Raw genomic sequence first — 23,609 nt, 5'->3', positions numbered from 1 at the left:
CACACGGCAGGTGCGCGCCGCCCCGGGGTGGGGGGCGCCCCGCGCACTCGCGGGGCGCCACGGCCTCACGTTCCGGTGAGGTGTTCGGGACGCACCGGAACGCGTCCGAGGGGCAGACCGGTCGCCGCGCGGATCGCGGCGACCACCGCCGGGGTGGAGGACAGCGTCGGGGCCTCGCCCACACCGCGCAGCCCGTAGGGGGCGTGCTCGTCGGCGAGCTCGAGGACGTCCACGGGGATGGTCGGGGTGTCGAGGATCGTCGGGATCAGGTAGTCCGTGAAGGACGGGTTCCTGACCTTGGCCTCCTCGGAGACGACGATCTCCTCCATGACGGCCAGGCCCAGGCCCTGCGTGGTGGCGCCCTGGATCTGGCCGACCACCGACAGCGGGTTGAGCTGCTTGCCGACGTCCTGGGCGCAGGCGAGCTCGACGACTTTGACCAGGCCGAGTTCGGTGTCGACCTCGACCACCGCGCGGTGGGCCGCGAAGGAGTACTGGACATGGCCGTCTCCCTGGCCGGTGACCAGGTCGAACGCCTGGGTGGGGCGGTGCCGCCACTCCCGCTCGACGTCGACGCACTCGCCCTCGAGGACGTCCACGAGGCCGGTCAGGACCTCACCGGCGTCGGTGACGACCTTGCCGCCCTCCAGCAGCAGCTCCGCGGTGGCCCACGCCGGGTGGTACGAGCCGAACTTCGCCCGCCCCAGCTCCAGGACACGCTCACGAACAGCCTCGCAGGTGTGCTTCACCGCGCCGCCGGTGACATAGGTCTGGCGGGAGGCGGAGGTGGAGCCCGCGGAGCCGACCTGGGTGTCGGCGGGGTGGATGGTGACCTGGGTGACGCCCAGTTCGGTACGGGCGATCTGGGCGTGCACCGTGACACCGCCCTGCCCGACCTCTGCCATCGCGGTGTGCACGACGGCCACCGGCTCGCCGTTGATCACCTCCAGCCGCACCCGGGCGGTGGAGTAGTCGTCGAAGCCCTCGGAGAAGCCGACGTTCTTGATGCCGACCGCGTATCCCACCCCGCGGACCACGCCCTCGCCGTGGGTGGTGTTGGACAGGCCGCCCGGCAGGGCCCGCACATCGGCGCCGCTGCCCGCGCAGAGCCACTGCCGCTCCGGCGGCATCGGCATCGCCTTGACCCGGCGCAGCAGTTCGGCGACCGGGGCCGGGGAGTCGACGACCTGGCCGGTCGGCATGACCGCGCCCTGGGACATCGCGTTGATCTGCCGGAACCCCACCGGGTCCATGTCCAGCTCCGCGGCCAGCCTGTCCATCTGGGCCTCGTAGGCGAAGCACGCCTGGACCGCGCCGAAGCCGCGCATGGCGCCGCAGGGCGGGTTGTTGGTGTAGAGCGCCAGGGCCTCGATCTCGACGTTGTCGATCACGTAGGGGCCGACGGACAGGGAGGACGCATTGCCGACGACGGCCGGGGAGGACGACGCGTAGGCGCCGCCGTCCAGTACGATCCGGCACTTCATATGCGTGATCCGGCCGTCCCGGGTCGCACCGTGCTCGTAGTGGAGCTTGGCCGGGTGCCGGTGGACATGGCCGAAGAACGACTCGAACCGGTTGTAGACGATCTTCACCGGCTTGCCGGTGTGCAGGGCCAGCAGGCAGGCGTGGACCTGCATGGACAGGTCCTCACGGCCGCCGAAGGCGCCGCCGACGCCGGAGAGCGTCATCCGCACCTTCTCCTCGGGCAGGCCGAGGACGGGGGCGATCTGGCGCAGGTCCGCGTGCAGCCATTGGGTGGCGATGTACAGGTCCACACCGCCGTCCTCCGCGGGGACGGCGAGGCCGGACTCCGGGCCGAGGAACGCCTGGTCCTGCATGCCGACCTCGTACTCACCGGTGACGATCACATCGGCCCGCGCCTTCGCGGCCTCGACGTCGCCGCGCACGATGGGCTGGCGGTGGACGATGTTCGGGTGCGGGACGTGGTCCTTGTGGTGGTCGTCGCGGTGGGGGTGCAGCAGCGGCGCGTCCGGGGCGGTCGCTGTCTCCTCGTCGATCACCAGCGGCAGCGGCTCGTAGTCCACCTTGATCTTGGCGGCGGCACGCCGGGCGGTCTCGGGGTGGTCGGCGGCGACGAGGGCCACCGGTTCTCCGTGGTGGCGGACCACCGCGTCGGCGAGGACCGGGGTGTCCTGGTACTCCAGGCCGTAACGGGTCTCGAACCGCAGGTCGTCATGGGTCATGACGGCGTGGACGCCGGGCGTCCGCAGCGCCTGTGCGGTGTCGATCGACAGGATCCGGGCGTGGGCGTGGGGGCTGCGCAGGGTGAAGCCCCACAGCATGTCGTCGTGCCACATGTCGGACGCGTAGGCGAACTCGCCGGTCACCTTCAGGGTGCCGTCGGGGCGGAGCGTGGACTCCCCGACACCGCCCCTGGTGCCGCTGCCCTGGGTGAGGTTCGTGGGGGTACGGACAACGCCCATCTCAGGCACCCTCTCCGGCCTTCGCGGTCCCGCCGCGGGCGGCCGCCAGGCGTACCGCGTCGAGGATCGTCTCGTAGCCCGTGCAGCGGCACAGGTTCCCCGACAGCGCCTCGCGGATGTCGGCGTCGGAGGGGGACGCATTGCGTTCGAGCAGTTCGTCGGCGGTGACGAGCAGGCCCGGAGTGCAGAAGCCGCACTGCACCGCTCCGGCGTCGATGAACGCCTGCTGGATCGGGGACAGCTCGGTGCCCCCGCCGGTCAGGGAGTCGGCGGCGTGCGAGCCGGGCCCGACGCCGGTGGGGCCCGCCTGCCACGTCCTGGCCTCGTCGAGGCTCGTTCCGCGGGCACCGGTGGTGCGTCCGCCCTCGGAGCGCTCCCTGGAGTGGTCCGCCAGGCCCTCGACGGTGACGACCTCGCGGCCCTCGACCTGTCCGGCGGCGACGAGGCAGGCGCAGACGGGGGCGCCGTCGAGGCGGACGGTGCAGGAGCCGCACTCGCCCTGCTCGCAGGCGTTCTTCGAGCCGGGCAGGCCCAGCCGCTCACGCAGGAGGTAGAGCAGGCTCTCGCCCTCCCAGACGTCGTCGGCCTCCTGGCGGCGGCCGTTGACGGTGAAGGTCACGCGCATCGCTCACTCCTCTCGTCGCCGCGGCCGCGCAGCTCTTCCCAGGTCCAGCCGAGCGTGCGGCGGGCCATCACCGTGAGGGCGTGCCTGCGGTATCTGGCGCTGCCCCGCACGTCGTCGATGGGGTTGGCGGCGCCCGCGACCAGCTCGCCGAACCGGCGGGCCACGGACGGTGGGATGATCTTGCCGTTGTCCCAGTGGCCGCCCTCCTCGAGCGCCGCGTCGAGGAACCGCTCGGCCTCGCGGGCGCGCACGGGCGTGGGGGCGGCGGAGCCGATGCCGGTGCGCACCGTGCGGGTCCCGGGGTGCAGCGCGACGGCGAAGGCGCACACCGCGATCACCATGGCGTTGCGGGTGCCGACCTTGGAGAACTGCTGGGGGCCGTCGGCCTTCCTGATGCGCACCGCCCTGATCAGCTCGTCGGGCGCGAGCGCGTTGCGCTTGACGCCGGTGTAGAACTCCTCGACCGGGATCAGGCGGGTGCCCCGGACCGACTCGGCCTCGACCTCCGCGCCCGCGGCCAGCAGCGGGGGGTGCGAGTCACCCGCGGGCGAGGCCGCGCCGAGGTTGCCACCGACGCTGCCGCGGTTGCGGATCTGCGGAGAGCCCACGGTGCGCGCGGCCAGCGCAAGGCCCGGCAGCTCGGCGGAGAGCTCCTCGATGACGCGGGTGTAGGAGACGGAGGCGCCGAGGCGGACGACGTCCTCACCGACCTCCCACTCCTCGAGCTCGGCGATCCGGTTGAGGTCCACGAGCACGTCGGGGCGGCGGTGGTCGAAGTTCAGCTCGACCATCACATCCGTGCCGCCCGCGATGGGCACGGCCGAGGGATGCTCCGCCTTGGCGGCCAGGGCCTCCTCCCAGTCGGCGGGGCGCAGGAACTCCATGTGGGCGCTCTCTTCGTTTCCGGGAACGGTGCATGTGCTGTTCACGAGGTATGGCGCCAGTACACCGACAGCGGGCCATCCGGGTGCAGTCACCGAACGCATGAAGGACTTCTGTGGGTGGGGCCGCGGTCTTGTAGATTCCTCCGAAGAGGGGTCTCGTGAAACCTCACGAGACCCGTGCCGCAACACCGATGGAACGGGCCGGGCGCGACCCTGGATGCACAACGGGTCGACAGGTGCACCGGCCGCCCGGGCCGGGTGGGCGCCCCGGACACGAGGAAGTGGCGAACATGCGTCTGCAGGCACTGCTGGAAACGGACGAACTGGGCCTGCGGCTGCTGGGGGGCGGGGACGAACTCGACCGCACGGTCCGCGGCGTGATGACCACCGACCTGCGCGACCCCAGCCGCTACCTCAAGGGCGGGGAGCTGGTGCTGACCGGGCTGGCCTGGCGGCACTCGCCCGAGGACTCCGAACGCTTCGTGCGCATCCTGGCCTCGGCCGGTGTGGCGGGCCTCGCCGCGGGCGAGGCGGAGCAGGGCGCCATCCCCGACGACCTGGTGCGTGCCTGCGCCAAGCACCATCTGCCGCTGTTCGCGGTGGACGAGAACGTCGCCTTCGCCGCCATCACGGAGCACGTGGTGCGGCAGGTCTCCACCGAGCGGGCCGGGGACCTGGCCGCCGTCGTCGAGCGGCACCGCAGGCTGATGTCCTCCGGGCCCGAGGGCGGCGGCCCGGACGCCGTCCTGGGCCTGCTCGACTCCGACCTCGACCTGCGGGCCTTCGTCCTGTCCCCCATCGGGCGGCAGATCGCCGGGGTGGCCCCCGGGCTTTCCCACGAGACGGGCGCCGCCCTGGCGGGCGAGCACCTGGCCGCCCAGCGCGGCAGCCGCCCGGGGCCGCACCGCACGGCCGTGCGAGGCCGCCGGTACTCGCTCTTCCCGGTCCGGCGCGGCGCCGATGCCGAGGTCCGCGGCTCGGCGCTGTCCGACTGGCTGCTGGCCGTGGAGGCGGACTCGGCCGACTGGCCCGCCGAGCGTCTCGACCTGGTGCGCGGTGTCGCCCAGCTGATCGCGGTGGAACGGGACCGGCGCGACGCCGCCCGTATGGTGCGGCGCCGCCTCGCCCAGGAGGTGCTCGACCTCGTCCAGGCCGGTGCCTCGCCCGCCGAGGTGGCCGCACGCCTGCGGGTCGCCGGGCCGGTCCTCCTGCCGGGTGTCGGCACGGGCCCGCACTGGCAGGTCGTGGTCGCGACCGTGGAGTGGAGCGGCGAGCAGGCCCTTCCCTCGGGCTCCGTCGCCCAGGCGCTTCTGGAGGAGGTGCTGGCGGACCCCTTCGCGGCCGGGGGCGACCCGTCCGAGCGCATCGCCGTGGCGCACGACGGAATCGAGGCGGTGGCCCTGGTGCCCATGCCGTCCGGTGAGGAGCAGAAGGGGGAACTGCTCGCCGCCGACCTGCTGGCCGCCATCGGCGGGCCGCTGGCGATGGGCCTGGCCGCCGACGGACGGCTGACCGTGGGCGTCAGCGCCACCGTCCATTCCGCCGAGGGGCTGCGCGGCGCCCTGGAGGAGGCCCGGCACGCCCGGCGGGTGGCCGCCGCCCGCCCGGGGCAGGTCTGCGTCGCCGGGCACGAGGAGCTGGCCTCCCACGTCCTGTTGCTGCCGTTCGTCCCGGACGACGTCCGGCGGGCCTTCACCGCCCGGCTGCTGGAGCCGCTGCGCGGGTACGACCAGCGGCACCGCGCCGAGCTGGTCCCCACGCTGGAGGCATTCCTGGAGTGCGACGGCTCCTGGACCAGGTGCGCCACCCGGCTCCATCTGCATGTCAACACGCTGCGCTACCGCATCGGCCGTATCGAGCAGCTCACCGGCAGGGACCTGTCGCGGCTGGAGGACAAGCTGGACTTCTTCCTCGCGCTGCGCATGAGCTGACCGGCGCCGACCGGCTCGCTCCGCACGGGGCCGACCGGCGCCGACCGGGCGCTCCCGCGGCCGTCGGGCGTGGACGAGACCACGAAAATTGGATCATCCAATCGATCACTGCCTCTTGGCGTGGGCCCCCGCCTCGTGCTGGACTGCGCCCACTGCGGACAACTGCCGGCATTGCTCGTACCCGGGGAGGACTGACTGTGGCGGACACCGCCGTGTCGGATGTGTGGCGGCTGAGATCGCGGGGGTGCTGGGGAGAGGCGGCCCGGCTCCTGGAGGTGGACGCGAACGACCCGGGGTCGGCCCTGGAGCGCACCGCGGTGCTGATCGAGCAGTGCATGTTCACCTCGTCCGGGTGGTCCGAGGCCGAGGACGCCCTGCGGGCCGCCGAGGCGCTCGCCCGAACGGATGAACAACGCGGAGCCGCCGCCTGCGAGCGGGGCCACCTCGCCTACGCGTCGACCGTCCTCGGCGCCCGGGACCGGGCGGACGAGGCACGGGCCGCCCTCGGCCGCGGCGCCGCCCTCCTCGCCCTCGACTCGCCCAACCGCCCGCTGCTCGACTTCCGCCGCGGCCTGATCTCCGAGCACCTGTCCCACAACGCCCCCGCCGCACGTGTCGCCTACCGCCGCGCCCACGCGGGCGCCACCGAAGCCGGCGACGACCTGCTCTGCTCGTTCACCTGGCGGCATCTGGCCGGACTCGCGTTCCAGGACGGCGATCTCGCCGAGGCCAGGCACGGGTTCACCGAGTCCCTGCGGCTGCGCGAACAGCTCGGCTACCTCGTCGGCGTCGCACCCGCGCTGACGGCGCTCGCGGACGTGGAGTCCGAGGTCGAGGCGGCCAGGCTGCGGGCGGAGGCGGCACGGCTGGTGCAACTCCTGGGCGGTATCCCGGTGTGGCTGTCGAACCAGCTCGCTCCGACGTAAGGCGATGGCCGTCGCCGCGCACCGTTTCGAGCAGCCGCGGGCCCGTCCGGCCGTCTCATGCGGCACGGCCTGACGGCACCCCAATGGCCGCTTTTATATGGGAGTTGCCCTGATCGCTCGATCGATCAAGGTCAAAGTGTGCCCTTTTGGCTCCAGTTGTCATCAGAGCGTTGCACAGTTGCCCCAAACCGCCTTGTACGCTGCCCTCCATCCGCCAAGATGGGGCGTCAGTCGCCCGACACAAGCGAGGCATGGGATCACATGAGACTCTCGGACATACCGCTTGCCTGGGCCCTGACGGGCCTGGCGCTGCTGGCGGTCGCCGCGGTGGCGACGGCCTACCTGCGCACCCGGGGCGGCAATGCCGAGGACAACGCCCAGACGGACAGCTGGGAGCGCAGCGAGGAGCGCCGCAGGCGCAAGGAACTGATCTACGGCAGCTTCTCCTACCTGCTCCTCTTCTGCTGCGCCGCGGTGGCCGCCGCTCTGTCGTTCCACGGACTCGTCGGCTTCGGCCAGCAGAACCTCAACCTCTCCGGGGGCTGGGAGTACCTGGTGCCCTTCGGCCTGGACGGCGCGGCGATGTTCTGCTCCGTCCTCGCCGTCCGGGAGGCGAGCCACGGTGACGCGGCCCTGGGTTCGCGCCTGCTGGTGTGGGCGTTCGCGGCGGCGTCGGCCTGGTTCAACTGGGTGCACGCCCCGCGCGGCCTGGGCCACGCCGGTGCCCCGGAGTTCTTCGCCGGGATGTCGCTGTCGGCGGCGGTCCTGTTCGACCGCGCGCTGAAGCAGACGAGGCGGGCGGCACTGCGCGAGCAGGGCCTCGTGCCGCGTCCGCTGCCGCAGATCCGCATCGTGCGGTGGCTGCGTGCCCCGCGTGAGACGTACGGCGCCTGGTCGCTGATGCTCCTGGAGAACGTCCGCAGCCTCGACGAGGCCGTGGAGGAGGTCCGCGAGGACCGCCGCCAGAAGGAGCAGGAGCGCCTGCGGCAGCGCGACTCGGACCGGCTCGAGCGGGCCAAGATCCGTGCGCTCAACCGGCAGCACCGCAGCTGGAACCTCGGTCGCGGCGGGCGGCAGGTCCCGGCGCTGCCCTCCTCGACGACCTCGGAGCCTGCCATAGCGGCCCCCGAGGCCGCCCCCGCCGGAGAGCTCCCCGCCCGCGGCAGCCGCCTGGCCCTCCAGCCGGTCCCGGAGAAAGGGGAGCGGGCCGCCGCGGACAAAGGCAGGACGCCGATCGACCTGACGGCCGAGGACGACACGCTCGCCCTCCCGCGCCTGGACTCCCTGGAGCGCAAGCTCAAGGATCTTGAGCAGCAGTTCGGTTGATTCCGAGGGCACCGAGGCATGACGTGGGCAGTTGCGAGGACATCGCAGCTGCCCACGGTCGTTTGAACGGCAGTGGCTGCAACGGACTTCGCATGCCACGGTGATGGCATGCACGGTCATGAGCATCCTCACGGCGACGCCCACCCCGACGCCCACGGCCACCCCCAAGCCCACGGCCACCCCCACGCCCACGAGCACGGCCACCCGCACGAGCACGCCCGCGGTCGTGATCACGAAGGCGGCCGCGCGCGCCGACGCGCCCACGGCCACCCGCACGACCGCGGCCATGACCACGCTCACCGCGGCCGGCTGCACGCGCTCCTGCATCCCTTCCGGCCGCACTCGCACGACCCCGGCGACAAGGTGGACTCCGCGCTGGAATCCTCCGCCGAGGGCCTGCGCACGCTGTGGATCTCCCTCACCGTCCTCGGGGTGACCGCCGCGGTCCAGGCGCTGGTCGCCGTCTCGTCCGGGTCGGTGGCGCTGCTCGGCGACACCGTCCACAATGCGGCCGACGCCCTGACCTCCCTGCCCCTCGCGGTCGCGTTCCTCCTGGGCCGCCGGGCCGCCGGCCGCCGCTTCACCTACGGATACGGGCGCGCCGAGGACCTGGCCGGGATCGCGATCGTGCTCACCATCGCAGCCTCGGCCGCGTTCGCCGGGTACGAGGCCGCGGACCGGCTTCTCCACCCGCACGACGTCACCCACCTGCCGGCGGTGGCCGCGGCCGCGGTGGCCGGCTTCGCCGGGAACGAGTGGGTGGCCCGCTACCGCATCCGCACCGGTCGGCGGATGGGCTCGGCGGCCCTGGTCGCGGACGGGATGCACGCCCGTGGCGACGCTTTCACCTCATTGGCCGTACTGCTGGGCGCGGGTGGGGCCGCCCTCGGGTGGCGGTGGGCGGACCCCGTGGTCGGCCTGGCGATCACCGCCGCGATCGTGGCCGTGCTGTGGGGTGCCGCCCGGGAGGTATTGCGGCGGCTGATGGACGCGGTCGACCCGGAACTGGTCGACACAGCCGAGTCCGCCCTCGTCGCGGTGGACGGAGTGCGCGGCCTCGGAGCGGTGCGGCTGCGGTGGATCGGGCACCGGATGCGGGCCGAGGCGGAGATCCTGGTCGACGACACCCTCACCGTGGTGGAGGCCCACGCGGTCGCCGCGGCGGCCGAGCACGCCCTGATCCACGCGGTGCCCCGGCTCATGGCCGCCACGGTGCACGCCGACCCGCTCTCCCGGCCGGGCGGCGACGACCACCACCGCGTTCTCGCCCACCACATTCGCGCCCACCCCGCATTCGCCCACCCCGGATTCACCCGGGGGGCGGCCATCACTGGCCCGGGCGGGCGGGCCGTGGGACGCTGAGACCAGGGGCCCTGCCGCCGAGAAGTCTCGGGAGGGCACATGGGACGCGATGTCCCGGCGCTCGAATTCACCCGCGAGGACCGACGCCGCTACCGGGACAAGGTGCATGTGTGCCTCGATGTCCTGGAGAGGATGCTGCGCGAGTCGCGCTTCGACTTCGAGCGCCCGCAGGTCGGCCTCGAGATCGAGTTGAACCTCGTGCACGAGGACGCCGAACCCGCCATGCGCAACCACGAGGTGCTCGAGGCCATAGCCGATCCCGCCTGGTCGACCGAGCTGGGCCGGTTCAATCTGGAGATCGACATCCCGCCCCGCCGCCTGTCGACCGGTGGCCCCGCCGCCTGGGAGCAGGAGATCCGCGACGCCCTCAACCACGCCGAGAGGCGGGCGGGCGCGCTCGGAGCGCATCTGATCATGATCGGCATCCTGCCGACGCTGACGCAGGACGACGTCGGTCCGGGCGCCCTGTCGGAGAACCCCCGCTACCACCTCCTCAACGAGCAGGTCTTCGCCGCCCGCGGGGAGGACCTGCGCCTGTCCCTGGACGGGGTGGAGCGCCTGCACGTCTACGCGGACAGCATCACCCCGGAGGCCGCGTGCACCAGTGCGCAGTTCCATCTCCAGGTCAGCCCCGACGAGTTCGCCGACTACTGGAACGCCGCCCAGCTCGTCGCGGGCGTCCAGGTCGCCCTGGCCGCCAACTCGCCGTACCTGTTCGGCAAACGGCTCTGGCACGAGACGCGGATCCCGCTGTTCGAGCAGGCCACCGACACCCGTGCCGAGGAGCTGAAGCTCCAGGGTGTGCGGCCCCGGGTGTGGTTCGGCGAGCGCTGGATCACCTCGGTCTTCGACCTGTTCGAGGAGAACGCGCGCTACTTCCCGGCGCTGCTGCCCATCTGCGACGACGAGGACCCTCGGCGGACGCTGGAGAACGGTGACATCCCCGAACTTTCGGAGCTGACCCTGCACAACGGAACGGTCTACCGCTGGAACCGCCCGGTGTACGCGGTCGTCGACGGCAAGCCGCACCTTCGGGTGGAGAACCGTGTGCTGCCCGCCGGTCCCTCCGTGGCCGACGTCGCCGCCAATGGCGCCTTCTACTACGGGCTCACCCGCGCCCTGGCCGAGGACGAGCGGCCGATGTGGACGCGGATGTCGTTCTCGGCGGCCGAGGACAATCTGCACGCGGGCGCCCGCCACGGCATCGAGTCGCGTCTGTACTGGCCGGGCGTCGGTGTGGTCCCGGCGGCCGAACTGGTCCTGCGCCGACTGCTGCCGCTGGCCCACGAGGGCCTGGAGCGCTCCGGCATCGACGCGGCGTGGCGCGACCCGCTGCTCGGCATCATCGAGCAGCGCTGCCTGACCGGCCGCAACGGCGCGGCGTGGCAGATGGAGACCACCGAGGCGATCGAGCGCGGCGAGGGCGTGGACCGGCACGAGGCCCTGCGCAGGATGACCCTGCGGTATCTGGAGCACATGCACACCAATGAGCCGGTGCACTCCTGGCCGATCGGCTGACAGGCGGCCTTTCGGCGGGAGTCGGCGAGCCCCGGCGCCGCCGTCGGCGCCAGTCCTCCGGTGCCGCCGACGGGCGCAGGCCCGCAGGCCCGCGGCTGCCACCGGCGGCTTCTCGGCGGGCACCGGCGGACCCTCGGCCGACGAGTACCGCCGTCGTGACTCTCCGGTCGCGGACTTCCCAGCCGGCACCGGCGCGCTTCGCGGAGCCGGGACAGGGGAAGGACCACTCCTGTGTCCCCCGACTCACCGGCCGCCTCCGAGTGGCGAAACACCGATCCGGCGCGCACCAGCGTGGTCGTCGTGGCCGCCGAGGTCTACGCGGCCGGTTCCGCCTGGAGTCTCGACGGGCCGGTGAGGGACGCCCTCGCCTTCACCCGGTGGTTCCTCGACCGCGGCGTGCCGCCGGAGCGGATCAGGCTGCTGGCCTCCCCGCTGCCGGCCAACACCCATCTGCTCGACCAGTCACGCCTGTCCCTCGCGGTGACGCCCGCGCGGCGTCAACACGTCCACGAAGTACTCTTCCGTCAACTTACGGCCGAGCGGGGCGACTTGCTGTGCGTGGTGTGGATGGGACACGGCGCCGTCGACATCCATGGCGACAAACGGCTGTTCCACGCCGACGCCTCGGACGAGGACCGGACCAATCTGGCGGTCGACCCGACCCTCGCCTCGTTCCGCACCGACCTCATCCCCTCCTTCCAGCGGCAGATGTGGCTGATCGACGCGTGCCAGCGCTTCGCCGACCCTCAGTCGCTCGACCGCACCCTGCCGTTGGAGACCCCGGCGGCGGGCCTGTCCGTCCCGGGCCGCGAGCAGTTCGTCCTCTTCGCCGCGGGCCCCGGCCAGTCGGCGATCAACCGGGGCAGCCCGCGCGGCGGCCTGTTCAGCCGCGAGGTGCTCGACCTCCTCCAGACCCCTGCCCCCACCCCCGCAGGAGGGTCGTGGCTCCCGGACCCGCACGAGCTGACCACCACCCTCAACCGCCGCTTCACCGCCTTGCGGGAACAGGGGCGGACACGGCAGACCCCCACATACTTCTGGCACCGGAGCCCCGCCGGGGATGTGGGACAGGTGCTGCGGGAGCCGCCGTCCGACCCGAGGCAGCGAGCCGCGGGCGGGCCCGCCGCCACCTCCGCGCCGCCGCTCCGTGCGCTGACGGCGTTCGTGGAGGCACTGCTCGAGCTTCCCGCCATGACCGAACCGGCCGCCCGTGAACAGGTGTTGGGACTGCTGCGCCTCGAGGTCTACGCCTCGGTCCGCCGGCACCCGGCCGCCCGCACGGACACGCTGGACATCGTTCGCACCTGTCTGCGGTACCCAGGAGCCCTGGAGGAACTGGTGGAATCCGTCCGATTCTTTGCGAACGGCTCGGCTGCCATTGAGCAAGTGGACGCTGCCGCCGCGGAGTTGATGAACCATGCGGAAAGGTGACCGCCACCCTTCGTCCGCCCGTGGTTCGTGGCCTGGACTCGGTCTTCCCCAGCTTGGGGAGTTGGCACATCATGGAACGAGCGGCGCGATGGCGACTCGGGCCGCAGAAGGAGGAGTCGGCACGATGGATCTGCCCCAGGCGGCAATAGAGTCCGATCTCGTCGATCTGACAGGGGTCAGCATTGAAGTTCTGGACATGCAGGACGACCGGATTCTCGCGCCTGCCATGGCCCGTCTTCTCCAGCAGATAGCCGACCCACAGAACAGCGTCGCCGGCTCGAATTCCTAGCCCGGCGTGGTGGACTCCGACCCTGGGTTCCAGCGGCACCGCCTGATCGTCGACCATTTCACCGCTTTCGCGGCAGGCGATGCCGGCGCGGAGGCAATCGACGCGCTGCTGGCCGCCGAGCGCAGCCATCGCATGCTCATGCTCTATGCCCTGCTGCGCAGTGCCCGCGAGCGCCCGGGCGCCACCGGGCGGCTGCCTTCCGTGGACCACGCCTGGACGCTGCTCGTGCGGTCGCATCAGCAGGCCCCCGAGGCTGTGGAATCACTGCTGCTCACGCCGCAGGTAGGGAGATGGTGCGCGCATGTCCTGCGCCGACTTCACGGTGCCGCTCCCGCGACGCCGGCGCCACTGTGGGCAGAGGTCGGCTACCTGCACGCCCTGGCCGCCGCCGCCGCGACACTGGCGGGGCTGGATTTCCATATGAGCATCCCCGTGTACGGCGAACTGGCGGTGCTTCCCTCGCTCGGCGGGGCGTCGATGCCACCTCGCGGCAAGACTCTCTGGGGAATCGCCAGGGCGCGCCGCGCCGCCGGGCCGACCACGGTCCGGGTGGACGCTCATGTCGTCGAACTGCCGCCGAATCCGCGCGACGACGCGCCGGGCTGGCAGAGCGTGCGCAGGCTCAGGGCACAGGCGCGCGCACGGTCCATCGACATTGCGTTCGACGACCTGGATCCGTATCGGGCGCTCCAGGTGCCCACGTTGGCGCAAAGGTGTCCTCCCGCCGCGGTGGACAGGTGGCGTGAGCTGTTCGACGAGGCGTGGTCGCTCCTGAACGAGGAACAGCCCGCGGCCGCTGAGACTCTCGCCCGCGGCCTGAAGGAGATCGTTCCCGTGTATCAGGGGGAACGTTTCCGCGTCTACAGTGCCTCCGGAGCCGACGCATTCGGCTCGGCCCTCGCCTCCCAGCCGGGCACCGCGTCCGAGTTGGCGGTGACCCTGATCCACGAGTTCCAGCACATCAAGCTCAACGGCCTCCAGAGGCTGGTCGACCTCTGCGACGGCGACGCCGGGCCGGAGCCGTTGTACGCCCCTTGGCGGGACGATCCCCGCCCCGCCAAGGGACTCCTGCAGGGCGTCTACGCCTTCTCCGGAGTCACCTGCTTCTGGCGGGAGCGCCGAACGCGGCTGAGCGGACCCGAGGCCGACCTCGCTCAATACGAGTTCGCCCTGTGGAGGCGTCAGACGCTCTCCGCCCTGCGGATTCTCCAGGAACGCCCCGAACTCACGGACTACGGCCGGCATCTCGTGGACACCTTGTCGCAACGGCTGGCCTCCTGGCAGACCGAACCGGTGCCCGCCAACGTGCTGTCGGCCGCCGAGGCGGCGGCTGTGGACCACCGGATCAGCTGGCGCCTGTGGCATCTTCGACCCGACCGCGAGCTCGTGGCCGAGCTGGCTCGAGCCTGGTCCCGGGGCCAGGCGGTGCCCTTGCCGCTCACAAGCGTTGAACAATCCCGTGTCGTATCCGACCCGCGTGCGCAGTGGCTCGACACTCGCGCGGTGCTGGCAAGGCTCCAGCTGGTCGACCCCGTCGAATTCCGCCGTCTGCGTGCCGATCCGAACCCCGGGCAGCAGGTGTCCGGCGCCGTTCCGGCGGACCTCGACTACGTGTCCGGCGACCTGGAAGAGGCGGGCGAACGCTACGAGGCCGCTTTGGTGGAGCGTCCCGACTCGCCGCCGCACCTGGCGGGGCTGGCCATGTGCCTGCACGGGACGGGTGACAGCGACCACATACTGCTGCACCGCCCGGAACTCGTCCGAGCGGTGCGGCAGGCGATCCTCAGTGAGGCCGGAAAGACCCCTTCGGTACGGGAGCTGGCCCTGTGGCTCGGGCCTGCCCTGCGGCCGGACGCCGGTTGACCCAGCGCCCGGCCGGCCGGGTCACAGCGGCATCGGGTCGATGTCGCAGTCGGCCCTCATCCACCCCGAGGCCGCCATGGTGGCCGGGTGGTCGCTGCCCAGCACCCCCTGGAACCCGGCCAGAGCCCTTGCGTGCAGTTCCTCGGCCTCCTGCGTGTGGCGCAGCGCCCGCAGGTCCAGGGCACGGTTGAGCGCGATGGCGAGGGTCGAGGGGTGGGACTCACCCAGCACCCTGGTGGACCGCTCCAGGGTGTCGGTGTCGAGCTCCAGGGCTCGGTCGAACTCACCCAGCGCGTAGAGGTCGCTGGCCAGGTTGGTGCGGCACACCAGAGTCGAGGGGTGGTCGTCCGACAAACGCAGGCGGAAGGTCTCGAGGGCCTTCTCGTCCATGCGCAGCGCGGCTTCGAGCTCGCCCATCAGCCGCAGCGTGATGGCCAGGTTGACCGCGGTGGAGACGGTGTGCGGATGCTCTTCCCCCAGGGTTCCGGTGTAGCGCTCGAGGAGTTCCTGGCCCCGCTCCTTCGCCGCCGCCAGGTCGCCGGTCTGCCGCAGGTCCACCGAGTGGTTCAGGGCAGCAGCGGTGGTGTCGGGGTGCTCGACGCCGTAGCGGGCCGTGAACTTCCTCGTCACCGCGTCGGACAGCTCGCGTGCCTGCTCGTGTGCTCCCGCCTTGCGCAACGCGACCGACAGGTGGCGCTCCGCCCGCAGGGTGCCGGGGTGTCCGTCGCCCATGAGCTGGCGGTACTTCTGGACGCTGTCCTCCTGCTCCTTGCGCGCCTCCACGTAGTCGCCCAGCTCACGCCGGTCGATGGTGAGGCCGGCACGGGTGATCAGGCTCAGCTCGTGGTCCTCGCCGAAGACCTGGACCTTGCGCTGCCATGTCTCGTCGTCGAGGTCGCGGGCGCGCGCGAACTCTCCGGCCAGACGCAGACTCACGGCGAGGTTGTGCGCCGCGTTCAGCGTCGTGGGGTCGTCCTCACCGAAGGCGTGCATCGACCGGGTGTAGACGGTCTCCGACAGCTCCAGGGCGCGGGCGAAGTCGCCCTGGACCCGGTGGTCGATGGCCACGGCTCCGATGGCCTCGAGGGCGTCCTCGCGGTCCTCGGGGACGGTCTCCTCGTAGATGCTCAGCGTGTGCGCGTTGAGCTCGGCCGCCTCCCTGTAGCGGCCGACGGCGAAGAGCATGAAGCCCAGCCACTGGGCCATGACGAGTGTGGACTCGTCCTCCTCGCCCCGCTCCCGCTTCCAGGTCTCGTAGGCGCGCTGGGAGAACGCCCTGGCCTCTTCGTGCTCGCCCCACCGGTACAAGTACTTGGCGGTGTTCATGACAAGCTCGCGGACCCAGGGGTCGTCGGACTCCTCCGCCTTGGAGGCGACCACGTGGGGGTACAGCTCGGCGTAGCGGGGCCAGGCCTCGGCCGACTCGGGGTTGTTCGGGTCGCCGGAGGCGATGAGCGCGCGGGCTCCGCGGAGCATCGTGTCGCGCTCCTCCTCGGTCATCCGGCTCAGGAGCACCGCCTGGACCAGCCGGTGCATCTGAATGGAGTTCTTCCGGTGGTCGATGCGCGCCAAGGAGTAGCGGTTGATCTCCCTGATGGCTCGGGCGAGTCGCAGCGGATCCCTCAGGGCCGCGTCCAGCTCGGGCGCGATGGAGGCGTTGCGGGCGCTGGAGAACAGGGACCGCGCCACGGGCTCGGGAGCGAGGAACGAGGCGACCTGGAGGAGCTGCAGCGCCGCCGGGTTGCGCAGCTCGATCTGGTCGAGCGAGACGTTCCAGGCCGCGGCGACGGGCAGCTGGTAGTCCAACGGCGGGGAGACCTCGAGCAGTTCGGTGCGCTTCTGCTCGAACAGCCGCAGGTATTCGTCCGCGGGCATCCCGGTCTCCGCGCGCCAGGCTGCCGCCTGCTCCACGGCGAGGGGCAGGTCTCCCAGCGCGACGGCGAGCCGCTCCGACTCCTCCTCGGTGAGGCCGGGATCACGGCGGCGCAGCAGTGACTTGCTCTCCTCGCGCGCGAACACGTCGACTTCGAGGGGGCGTGCCACGCTGCCCCACTGCAGATTGCGTGATGTCACGAGAATCGACCCGGATCCTCCCTGTGGGAAGAACTCCCGCACAGTGTCCGGACTTTCGGCGTTGTCGAAGACAAGGAGCCATCGCTCGTAGGGCTCTCCCCGGCGAAGCGCCTCCCGAAGCGCGGGCACCGCCTGGTTGGCCTCGCCCTTCACCGGCAGGCGCATCTGCTGGGCCAGCTCCACCAGCGCCTGGGCGGCCTGCGCCTTGCGCTCGGAGGGAATCCACCAAATGACGTCGTAATCGGCTTGATGGCGGTATACGTATTCAACTGCCAACTGGGACTTGCCTACACCGCCCATGCCGTGCAGGGCCTCGGGCAGGACCGCGGTGGTGCCTGCCTCCAGCCGCTCTCGCAGGGCAGCCAGGAGCTCTTCGCGGCCGGTGAAATTGGGGTTGCGTTGCGGGATGTTGCCCCACACCGCCGGCCGCCCGGTTGAGTACCGCCGCTCCGCGGTCGGCTCCGCGGTGGTCTGAGTCACTTGCGTCCCTCCAGTGTTCGTTTGGGCCTCCTGACCGGTCGCGCGGAGGCTCGTGGACGGTTGCCGGTCCGCGGCGAACTGCGCGCCCGACGAGCCGTGGGGCCGGCTCACTTTCTCAGGTGATCTGCGGTCCGGGTCACGGTCTGGAGCCGTGTCGCCGGAAGACACCCCGGATGGTGCAGAGCCGCCGGGAGCGGCCGGATCCCCGAGAAGTTCCGAGAGCTGCCGGGCCCGACTGAGGTGCTGCCCCGACATCGCCTGCATCACTTGCTGCTCGATCCGCAGCAGGGGCGCGCTGCTCTGCGTGACCCGAGGGGCCGAAGCGGTCCCCGGTGTGGTCAGCGCCTCCACCAGGTCGGGGGAGTATCCCCCGCCGCACTCCTCCATGGCGTCGGCCACGGTCTTGAGCACCCGGACGGTCTCGGCACGGCGAGCGGTCGCCAGCAGTTCCTCGCGCACCCCGGGGGCGAAGTCGAACGCGAAGCCGGGCGCTCCCTCGCCGGAAGAGGCGGACACCAGGGGACTCATGAGCAACTCGCTCACGTGCGAGGCCCGCGAAGCCGGGACGAGCCGCTCCTGCACCCTCTTGATGACGGGCAGCCGCAGGGGCGCCGCGGCGAGCCGGGCGGCAAGCATGAACGCCTCCGGGGTCGCCTGCGCGCGGAAGGACAGGACCTTCTCCAGCGCCGTCGCCTCCGGCACCGGCGCCGCCCGAGCGGCGTCCCTGGGGCCCTTCCACGGCCCGGCCAGCACACCCGTCATGGTCGTCCACTCCGCGCGGCCGCCGACGAGCAGGCCGACCCATGCCCGCAGCCAGCGCGGGTCGAGCTCCAGCACGGGGACGGGGACAGCGCCGTCGGGGACCGGCTGGGCCACCGGGTCGAGCAGATCCCGCGGTATGCCCCTGGAGACCCAGTCGAGCCGGGAGTTGGGTTGCCACGGCGAAGTGGCCCGCAGGCCGAGTCGTTGGGGGTCCAGCCCCGAGCGGTGCCACAGGGTGGACGGGAGGAGGTGCACGACGGCGACGGGCATCACCCTCCCCCACCGTTGCAGCAGTGGCAGCACGGCCTGGGAGTCCCAGGCGGGCGCCAAGCCGTCCGTGAGCACGAGGACGATACGGCGGCCGGTGGGATCGATGAGTTCCCCGGGGTCGTATCCCACCCCCGGCACGGACGACGACAGCAGGGTCACGTCCTCGGGAATGGAGGAGTCCGTGCGCAGCCGCCGCACCCGGGTGGACCTGAAGCTTCCGGACCTCACGAGGAGTTCGTCCAATTGCGCGACGGTCTCCTGCCAGATCAGCATCGTGGGGCCGGCGTCGACGACGAGGACGACCTCGGAGCGGAGTTCTTCCTCCGGTTCGCACACCGGGGTCCACATGGCGGGGTCGGCCGCCATGCATTCCGCCGTGGCCTCCTCGTCGAGCCTGAACTCGTGAACGGACTCCACGGTCTGGCGCAACGGACGCACGGCGCGGATCAGCGGGTCGACGGCCAGGCCGCGATGGCCGCGCCGCCCTCCGGGACCGCGTAACCGGCCCGGGGGAGGGGGGCTTCCACTCCTTCCGCCGGGCCGAACGCGGCCGGTGGCGGTCGAGGGCGCCGTCGCGGTCGTCTCCGGTGGCGGCCGGCCGGGTACGTCCGGTGGCAGGTGGCCGGGCGTCGGGGCGTCGGAGGCTTCGCTCCCCGCCGACGGCCAGGACGGCTCGTCGGCGGCGGGGCCGGGATCGTCCGGGACGTCGGAACTGCCGCCCTCCTCCGGCTCGTCGGAGTGCGGTTCGGCAGGCCGGGGGCTGTCGGCCGCGGCGATCCGCTCGGCGAGCCAGAGGGCGTCCGCCACCTCGTACCACAGGGGATCGGCCGATGTCCTCCGGCCGGAGGCGTGGCGACGCGCACCCCGGTTCATGCCGCGGTGAGGCGACCCGGCCACTTCGTCCGCGGGCGCGATCGGGGGGCGCCTTCCTTCCGGGGCCATCAGGGCCCTGCCGGTGACAGCCGGTGCCAGATCGCCTCGAGTACGGCCTGCCAGGTCTCGTCGTCGTGGTCGGTGCGGATCCCGCCCGAGGTCGCGAGGTACACGGCGTTCAACAGCTGGTCGGCGGCGAGGCCGCCCACCCGCTCCCCCCGGCTGAGGAAGGCCCTGATCAGGTCCGTGGCCGATTCATCGAGCCCGGAGGGGAAGTGCGCTGCCACCATGGCGGCCAATGCTTCCTCATCGGGATCGCTCATTTCCAGTGTCAGACAGCGGCGGAGGAACGGAGCCGGAAACTCCCTTTCGCCATTGGATGTAATAACGACGACCGGAAACGCATGACACCGAACAATTCCATCCCTGACCTGGACCCTTCTGTTCGGATCTGCGGAATGGACGTTCACCTCGGGGGTACGATCCCTCACCCGAACGAGTTCCGGGACGGCGAACTCCCCGTCCTCGAAGATGTTGAGCAGGTCGTTCGGCAGATCTATGTCGCTTTTGTCCAGCTCGTCGATGAGGAGGACCCTCGGCAGCTTCTGCGGAAGGAGAGCGGTCCCCAGCGGACCCAGGTGAAGGTAGTCGCCCACGTGGTCGTGCCGGTCCGCCCGGGCTCCGGACGGCTCGTCCTCCTCCGCGGACTCCGACAGCGCCGCCACTCCGCCCATCGCGGCCACCCTGGCCCAGTACTGGCCGGATGCCTGGGCCCTCCCCACGGTGTCGAATTCGTACAGACCCGAACGAAGCCTTGTCCGGCTGGTGATCGGCCACTTGAGCACGCGGCCCAGCCGCAGTTCGCGGGCTATACGAAAGGCCAGGCTCGACTTGCCGGACCCCGGGCGCCCTGTCACGAGGAGCGGTCTGCGCAGATACAGGGCCGCGTTCACCATCGAGACCTCGTGCGGGTCCACACGGAACGGAAGGGCCTGCTCACCGAGCCTGCGGTCGACCTCGGCCCGGTCGTCCGGGGGTGGCGGGAGGTCGGGACCGCCGTCGAAGTTCCTCCAGTGCGGGGGCTCGGGCCACTTGGCGTCGCGCACATCCCGGGGCAGGGGAAGGCCCGTCCCCTGGTACAGCCACCACTGCTGTCCGGCCCGCGCGGTGTCCCCGTTCGAATGCCGCTCCTGGTGTGCGGCGTCACCGGTAGCGTTGCCCGTCATCAACGCCACCCCTCTCCCAAGAACCCGGAGGCGTCGCGGCCTCCCGGTTGCCGTCCTGGGTCGTCCCAGAGAACTGTCAGGTTCCTAGCGGCGCGACTGGCTGGGTGCACGGGATCCAGACGCGAAGCGTCGAGCTTCAACTGTCGTGCATGGCCCGGGAGGTTGGCCAGACCCGCATCGGCCAAAAGTTCCGCGACCACGGCCCGGAAGGCCTCCGTGGAGCAGTCCTCGCGGTTCCATATGATCACCGGCAGGCCTGCTCGCAGGGCCACCAGCACCTCCTGCTGGCCCGTGCCGCCGTCGGGCAGCGGGGGCTCGCTGAGCACCAGGGAGACCAGGTGGTCGTCCGCCTTCAATTCCATCTCCAGGCGCTGCACATGATCCTCACCGACGGGGTTGCTCCAGTGTGCGCGGCTGTCGGCCGGGCGGTTGGTCAGATGCTGCCACCGCTGCCGCCAGGGACGGTGCCACTTGCGCATACGCAGCCTCTCCAGACTGCGCACGATGATCGGGTAGTCGCCGATCAGGGGCGACGGTAAGTCAGAACGCGTTTCCTTCGCCCACCATTCCACCGGGGCGTTGAGAAGCTCCCACGGAAGGAAGAACTCCAGCCACACGGGACTCGACCGCTCGGCCCATGAGTCCTCCATCCGCTCGACCAGTTCCTCCACCACGAGTTCCAGGTCCTCCCGCTTCACCAGCCTGTCCTCGCCCCGTTCGCAGTGCCGGCCGGCGGCGTCCCACTCCTGCCAGTACGACAGCGTGTAGGAGTCGGGGTCCACACCGTCGGGGTCGAGCTGGATGATCAGCCTCGCCGTCGAGGCGGGCTCCGGCTTCTCCGGGGAGCGGCGCCAACGGGTGTTCTCCAGTTCCGCGGTGAGGTTCCAGCGGTGCGCCCACCGCTGGTTCCACTGCCGCAGCACGCGCACGCCGACCGGGTCCTCGATCTGCTCCGCCAGCAGTTCGAGGAAGACCATGCTGGGCGGCAGCGTGCCGGAGGGGCTGTTGACGCCCGTCAGGAAGGCGAAGCAGGTCCAGGCGTCGGTGCAGCGCGGCGGTATGCGGACGCGCCCCTCCGTCGCCGCCTCGCCGAGCGCCACGTGGCCGCGCACGGTGACCTCGTTCAGGGTCTGCTGCAGCAGCGTCCAGTCGGCGTCGGCGAAGAACTCCACCGCGCTCCACTCGTCCATCAGCGAGCGCAGCCCGCTGACCTCCCTCGACGACTCGCCCTCCAGCGCCGCGAGCACATCGACGAGCACGTCCAGCCCGGCGGGTATCGCGGCACATGTCCTGGTCAGCTCCACCACCAGGGGGCGCAGCCGGGTCTGATTGCGTAGGTCGAGCCGCTGTCCCAACTCCTCTTCCACCATTTCGAGCCACAGCTGCCTGCTGGTCGCGTCCTTGACCGTCGGGCATGCCTCGAGCACGCGAGCCGTCTTCATCAAAATCCTGAGCCGAAACGATCGCCCGTCCTGACCAGGCACGTTGCCCCCCGAACGCCCATCATGGCGGTCACGCTCGCACCTCGCTCGCGAGCAACCGGTAGATACTCTCGTTGTTCCAGTACCCACTGTGGGCGGTGGTGACAGGCTGTCCGTTGTCGACTTCGACATCTTCCGCCCTCCCGGGGAAGACCGGCCGCGCCAGGTACGACAGGAGGTCGCGGCGGTCGAAGACATTGACCCAGCGGGGGAAGCGGGCGGGCAGGGCGGTCGGGAACGGCAGGCACGGCAGTGCGTCCAACTCGTAGAGGAAGGGCGCCTGCGACCCGACCGTCACCAGCAACTCCACCTGGGGCAGCTCCTGTTGGACGAGGAGGTCCACGGCGGCGACCCCGCCGAGGCTGTGGGCGAGCAGCGCGACGGGGCCCTCGACGGCCCGGACCCGCTCCGCGATGAAGTCGCGTATCCCTCCCCCGCGGGCGAGATACGCCATCACGTCCCCCGCCAGGGGATGCCGCTCCTCGGTCCAGTCGCCGCGCCGGTTCACCACAAGGCGGTCGCCGCCGAACTGGAGGGCGAGCGCTCCCGCGGTCCGCAGGACCTTCGCCCCGACCTCGCCGATTCCGTACTCGTCGCCGCCGAGGGCGTCGAGCAGCGCGCCCACGACGGCGTCGCGTGCGCCGGGGTCGACGGTTCCCGGGCCGCCGTCGACCTGGGCCAGCGCCTGGGCGGTGACGGCCCGGGCGAGCATGCCGCGGACGGCCGCGGTGTCCTCCTCCAGGCGGGCCAGGGCGGCTCGGCAGGCGCGCGAGCCGGCGACGGCGGCCACGGCCGGGGAGGGGCCCTCGTCCAGTCCCGCTGCCTCGAACGCCCCACGCACCTCGGGCTGTTCGGCGCACGCCTCGAGCCGCTCGGCGAGCTCCGCTCCCGGCTCCCGGCCTCCCGGAGTCATCCGTGGCGGGCGTCCCCCGGCGACCTCGAGCAGTTCCAGCTCGTACAGGGGCCGGTCGTACAGCATCGCCCAGCGGGCCCGTTCCCGGTCCTGCTCGCTGAAGTCGTCGGCGGGGCCGAGGCCGGGGACCGACCGACCGTCGGCTCCGAGGCGCGAGCCCAGGGTGCCGCCCCAGTAGCAGGGGCTCACGGTCAGGTCGGGACGGTGACGCGACAGCCCCCGGCGGATGCGGTCCAGCGCCTGGCCGTAGCGCAGCTCGCGCACACCTGTGCCATGGATGAACACCACTGTCGTCATGGACCCCCCCTCACCGACCGGGGAATCCTCTCATCGAGCACGCGGTCGCGAGGGAAGAGTAATGCATCGGAGTGGTAAACCATTCCGATCGGCGTCGTCTTCAACAAGCTTTTGACGCTGTGCCGGTGACAGTAAGTCAGCCGCAGGGGCTCAGTCGGGTCTCTCGGTGAGTTCGAACCAGATGGCCTTGCCCCCTCCATGCGCTCGCGTCCCCCAGGCGTCGGCCAGGCTCTGGACGAGCAGCAGCCCGCGACCGGAGACCGCGAAGCCGTCGGGATGGCGCAGATACGCCCGGTGGGGAGTGTCGTCGCGGACCTCCACTCTCAGGCGGCGGGCCGGGCCCTCCCCGGTGAGCACGGCCACGAAGAGGGCGTCGTCGTCGGTGTGGACGAGCGCGTTGGTGACCAGTTCGCTGGTCAGCAACTCCGCGGTCTCCGTCAACTCCTCGGCGCCCCACTGCAGTAACGCGTCCCGCAGCATGCGTCGTACGTCGGCGACCGCCTTGAGGTCGGCCCGCTGCACATACCTGTGCAGCCGTCTGACGCCCGGCGCGTCCATTTCTCGCCCCACTCCCCGACTCGTGCCCGTCCAGTACGCGTCGAACATCTTGACGAGATGGATGCCCATCGGGTCGT

16 protein-coding genes are annotated in these 23,609 nt (G+C 71.6%); 8 read left to right on the top strand and 8 right to left on the bottom strand.

The window, feature by feature from the left end:
* Positions 1-65 precede the first annotated feature (65 nt).
* From pucD to IEY86_RS21040, 3 genes are read right to left on the bottom strand one after another with little or no spacing between them, the layout of a single operon-like run.
* Positions 66-2,444: a xanthine dehydrogenase subunit D gene (pucD, locus tag IEY86_RS21050; protein WP_189133340.1), complete on the bottom strand. Its 2,379-nt coding sequence runs from the start codon at positions 2,442-2,444 to the stop codon at positions 66-68.
* 1 nt (position 2,445) lies between these two features.
* Positions 2,446-3,069: a (2Fe-2S)-binding protein gene (locus IEY86_RS21045; protein WP_189133339.1), complete on the bottom strand. Its 624-nt coding sequence runs from the start codon at positions 3,067-3,069 to the stop codon at positions 2,446-2,448.
* On the bottom strand, positions 3,060-3,953 hold the full coding sequence (locus IEY86_RS21040) for an FAD binding domain-containing protein (RefSeq protein ID WP_189133338.1): 894 nt from the start codon (positions 3,951-3,953) through the stop codon (positions 3,060-3,062). The genes IEY86_RS21045 and IEY86_RS21040 overlap by 10 nt, the downstream gene beginning before the upstream one ends.
* A gap of 290 nt (positions 3,954-4,243) precedes the next feature.
* Between IEY86_RS21040 and IEY86_RS21035 the strand changes: the two genes are divergently transcribed.
* The 8 genes from IEY86_RS21035 to IEY86_RS21000 all read left to right on the top strand — a co-directional run bounded on the left by IEY86_RS21035 (position 4,244) and on the right by IEY86_RS21000 (position 14,599).
* On the top strand, positions 4,244-5,884 hold the full coding sequence (locus IEY86_RS21035) for a PucR family transcriptional regulator (protein WP_189133337.1): 1,641 nt from the start codon (positions 4,244-4,246) through the stop codon (positions 5,882-5,884).
* A gap of 197 nt (positions 5,885-6,081) precedes the next feature.
* A complete protein-coding gene (locus IEY86_RS21030) occupies positions 6,082-6,810 on the top strand; it encodes a hypothetical protein (protein WP_229698631.1) in 729 nt (242 codons plus the stop codon).
* A gap of 261 nt (positions 6,811-7,071) precedes the next feature.
* Positions 7,072-8,136 (top strand): DUF2637 domain-containing protein, encoded by a 1,065-nt coding sequence (locus IEY86_RS21025; protein WP_189133336.1) that lies wholly within the window; start codon positions 7,072-7,074, stop codon positions 8,134-8,136.
* A 108-nt stretch (positions 8,137-8,244) separates the two neighbouring features.
* Complete coding sequence (locus tag IEY86_RS21020; RefSeq protein WP_189133335.1) at positions 8,245-9,498, top strand: cation diffusion facilitator family transporter; 1,254 nt, start codon at positions 8,245-8,247, stop codon at positions 9,496-9,498.
* A gap of 39 nt (positions 9,499-9,537) precedes the next feature.
* Positions 9,538-11,016: a glutamate-cysteine ligase family protein gene (locus IEY86_RS21015; RefSeq protein ID WP_189133334.1), complete on the top strand. Its 1,479-nt coding sequence runs from the start codon at positions 9,538-9,540 to the stop codon at positions 11,014-11,016.
* A 231-nt stretch (positions 11,017-11,247) separates the two neighbouring features.
* Complete coding sequence (locus IEY86_RS21010; RefSeq protein WP_189133333.1) at positions 11,248-12,447, top strand: effector-associated domain 2-containing protein; 1,200 nt, start codon at positions 11,248-11,250, stop codon at positions 12,445-12,447.
* Positions 12,448-12,571: 124 nt separating this feature from the next.
* Positions 12,572-12,736, top strand: coding sequence for a hypothetical protein (locus IEY86_RS21005; protein ID WP_189133332.1), 165 nt, complete (start codon positions 12,572-12,574; stop codon positions 12,734-12,736).
* A gap of 9 nt (positions 12,737-12,745) precedes the next feature.
* Positions 12,746-14,599, top strand: a complete 1,854-nt coding sequence (locus IEY86_RS21000) for an HEXXH motif domain-containing protein (RefSeq protein WP_189133331.1) — start codon at positions 12,746-12,748, stop codon at positions 14,597-14,599.
* 21 nt (positions 14,600-14,620) lie between these two features.
* On the opposite strand, the gene fxsT is transcribed toward IEY86_RS21000, so the two are convergent.
* From fxsT to IEY86_RS20975, 5 genes are all read right to left on the bottom strand, one after another.
* Positions 14,621-18,991, bottom strand: coding sequence for an FxSxx-COOH system tetratricopeptide repeat protein (gene fxsT / locus IEY86_RS20995; RefSeq protein ID WP_189133330.1), 4,371 nt, complete (start codon positions 18,989-18,991; stop codon positions 14,621-14,623).
* A gap of 134 nt (positions 18,992-19,125) precedes the next feature.
* Positions 19,126-20,283, bottom strand: a complete 1,158-nt coding sequence (locus IEY86_RS20990) for an AAA family ATPase (RefSeq protein ID WP_229698630.1) — start codon at positions 20,281-20,283, stop codon at positions 19,126-19,128.
* The gene (locus IEY86_RS20985) at positions 20,283-21,725 is read right to left on the bottom strand and encodes a VMAP-C domain-containing protein (protein WP_189133329.1); all 1,443 of its coding nucleotides are present in this window, start codon (positions 21,723-21,725) and stop codon (positions 20,283-20,285) included. The genes IEY86_RS20990 and IEY86_RS20985 overlap by 1 nt, the downstream gene beginning before the upstream one ends.
* A 70-nt stretch (positions 21,726-21,795) precedes the next feature.
* Positions 21,796-22,974, bottom strand: coding sequence for a hypothetical protein (locus IEY86_RS20980; RefSeq protein WP_189133328.1), 1,179 nt, complete (start codon positions 22,972-22,974; stop codon positions 21,796-21,798).
* Positions 22,975-23,124: 150 nt separating this feature from the next.
* The gene (locus IEY86_RS20975) at positions 23,125-23,601 is read right to left on the bottom strand and encodes an ATP-binding protein (protein ID WP_308425158.1); all 477 of its coding nucleotides are present in this window, start codon (positions 23,599-23,601) and stop codon (positions 23,125-23,127) included.
* Positions 23,602-23,609: the final 8 nt, after the last annotated feature.

The sequence above is a fragment of the Wenjunlia tyrosinilytica genome, from assembly GCF_014646055.1.
GTDB classification, from domain to species: domain Bacteria; phylum Actinomycetota; class Actinomycetes; order Streptomycetales; family Streptomycetaceae; genus Wenjunlia; species Wenjunlia tyrosinilytica.
Note: the sequence above shows the minus strand (reverse complement) of the source record. Positions and strands in the feature narration are given on the sequence as shown.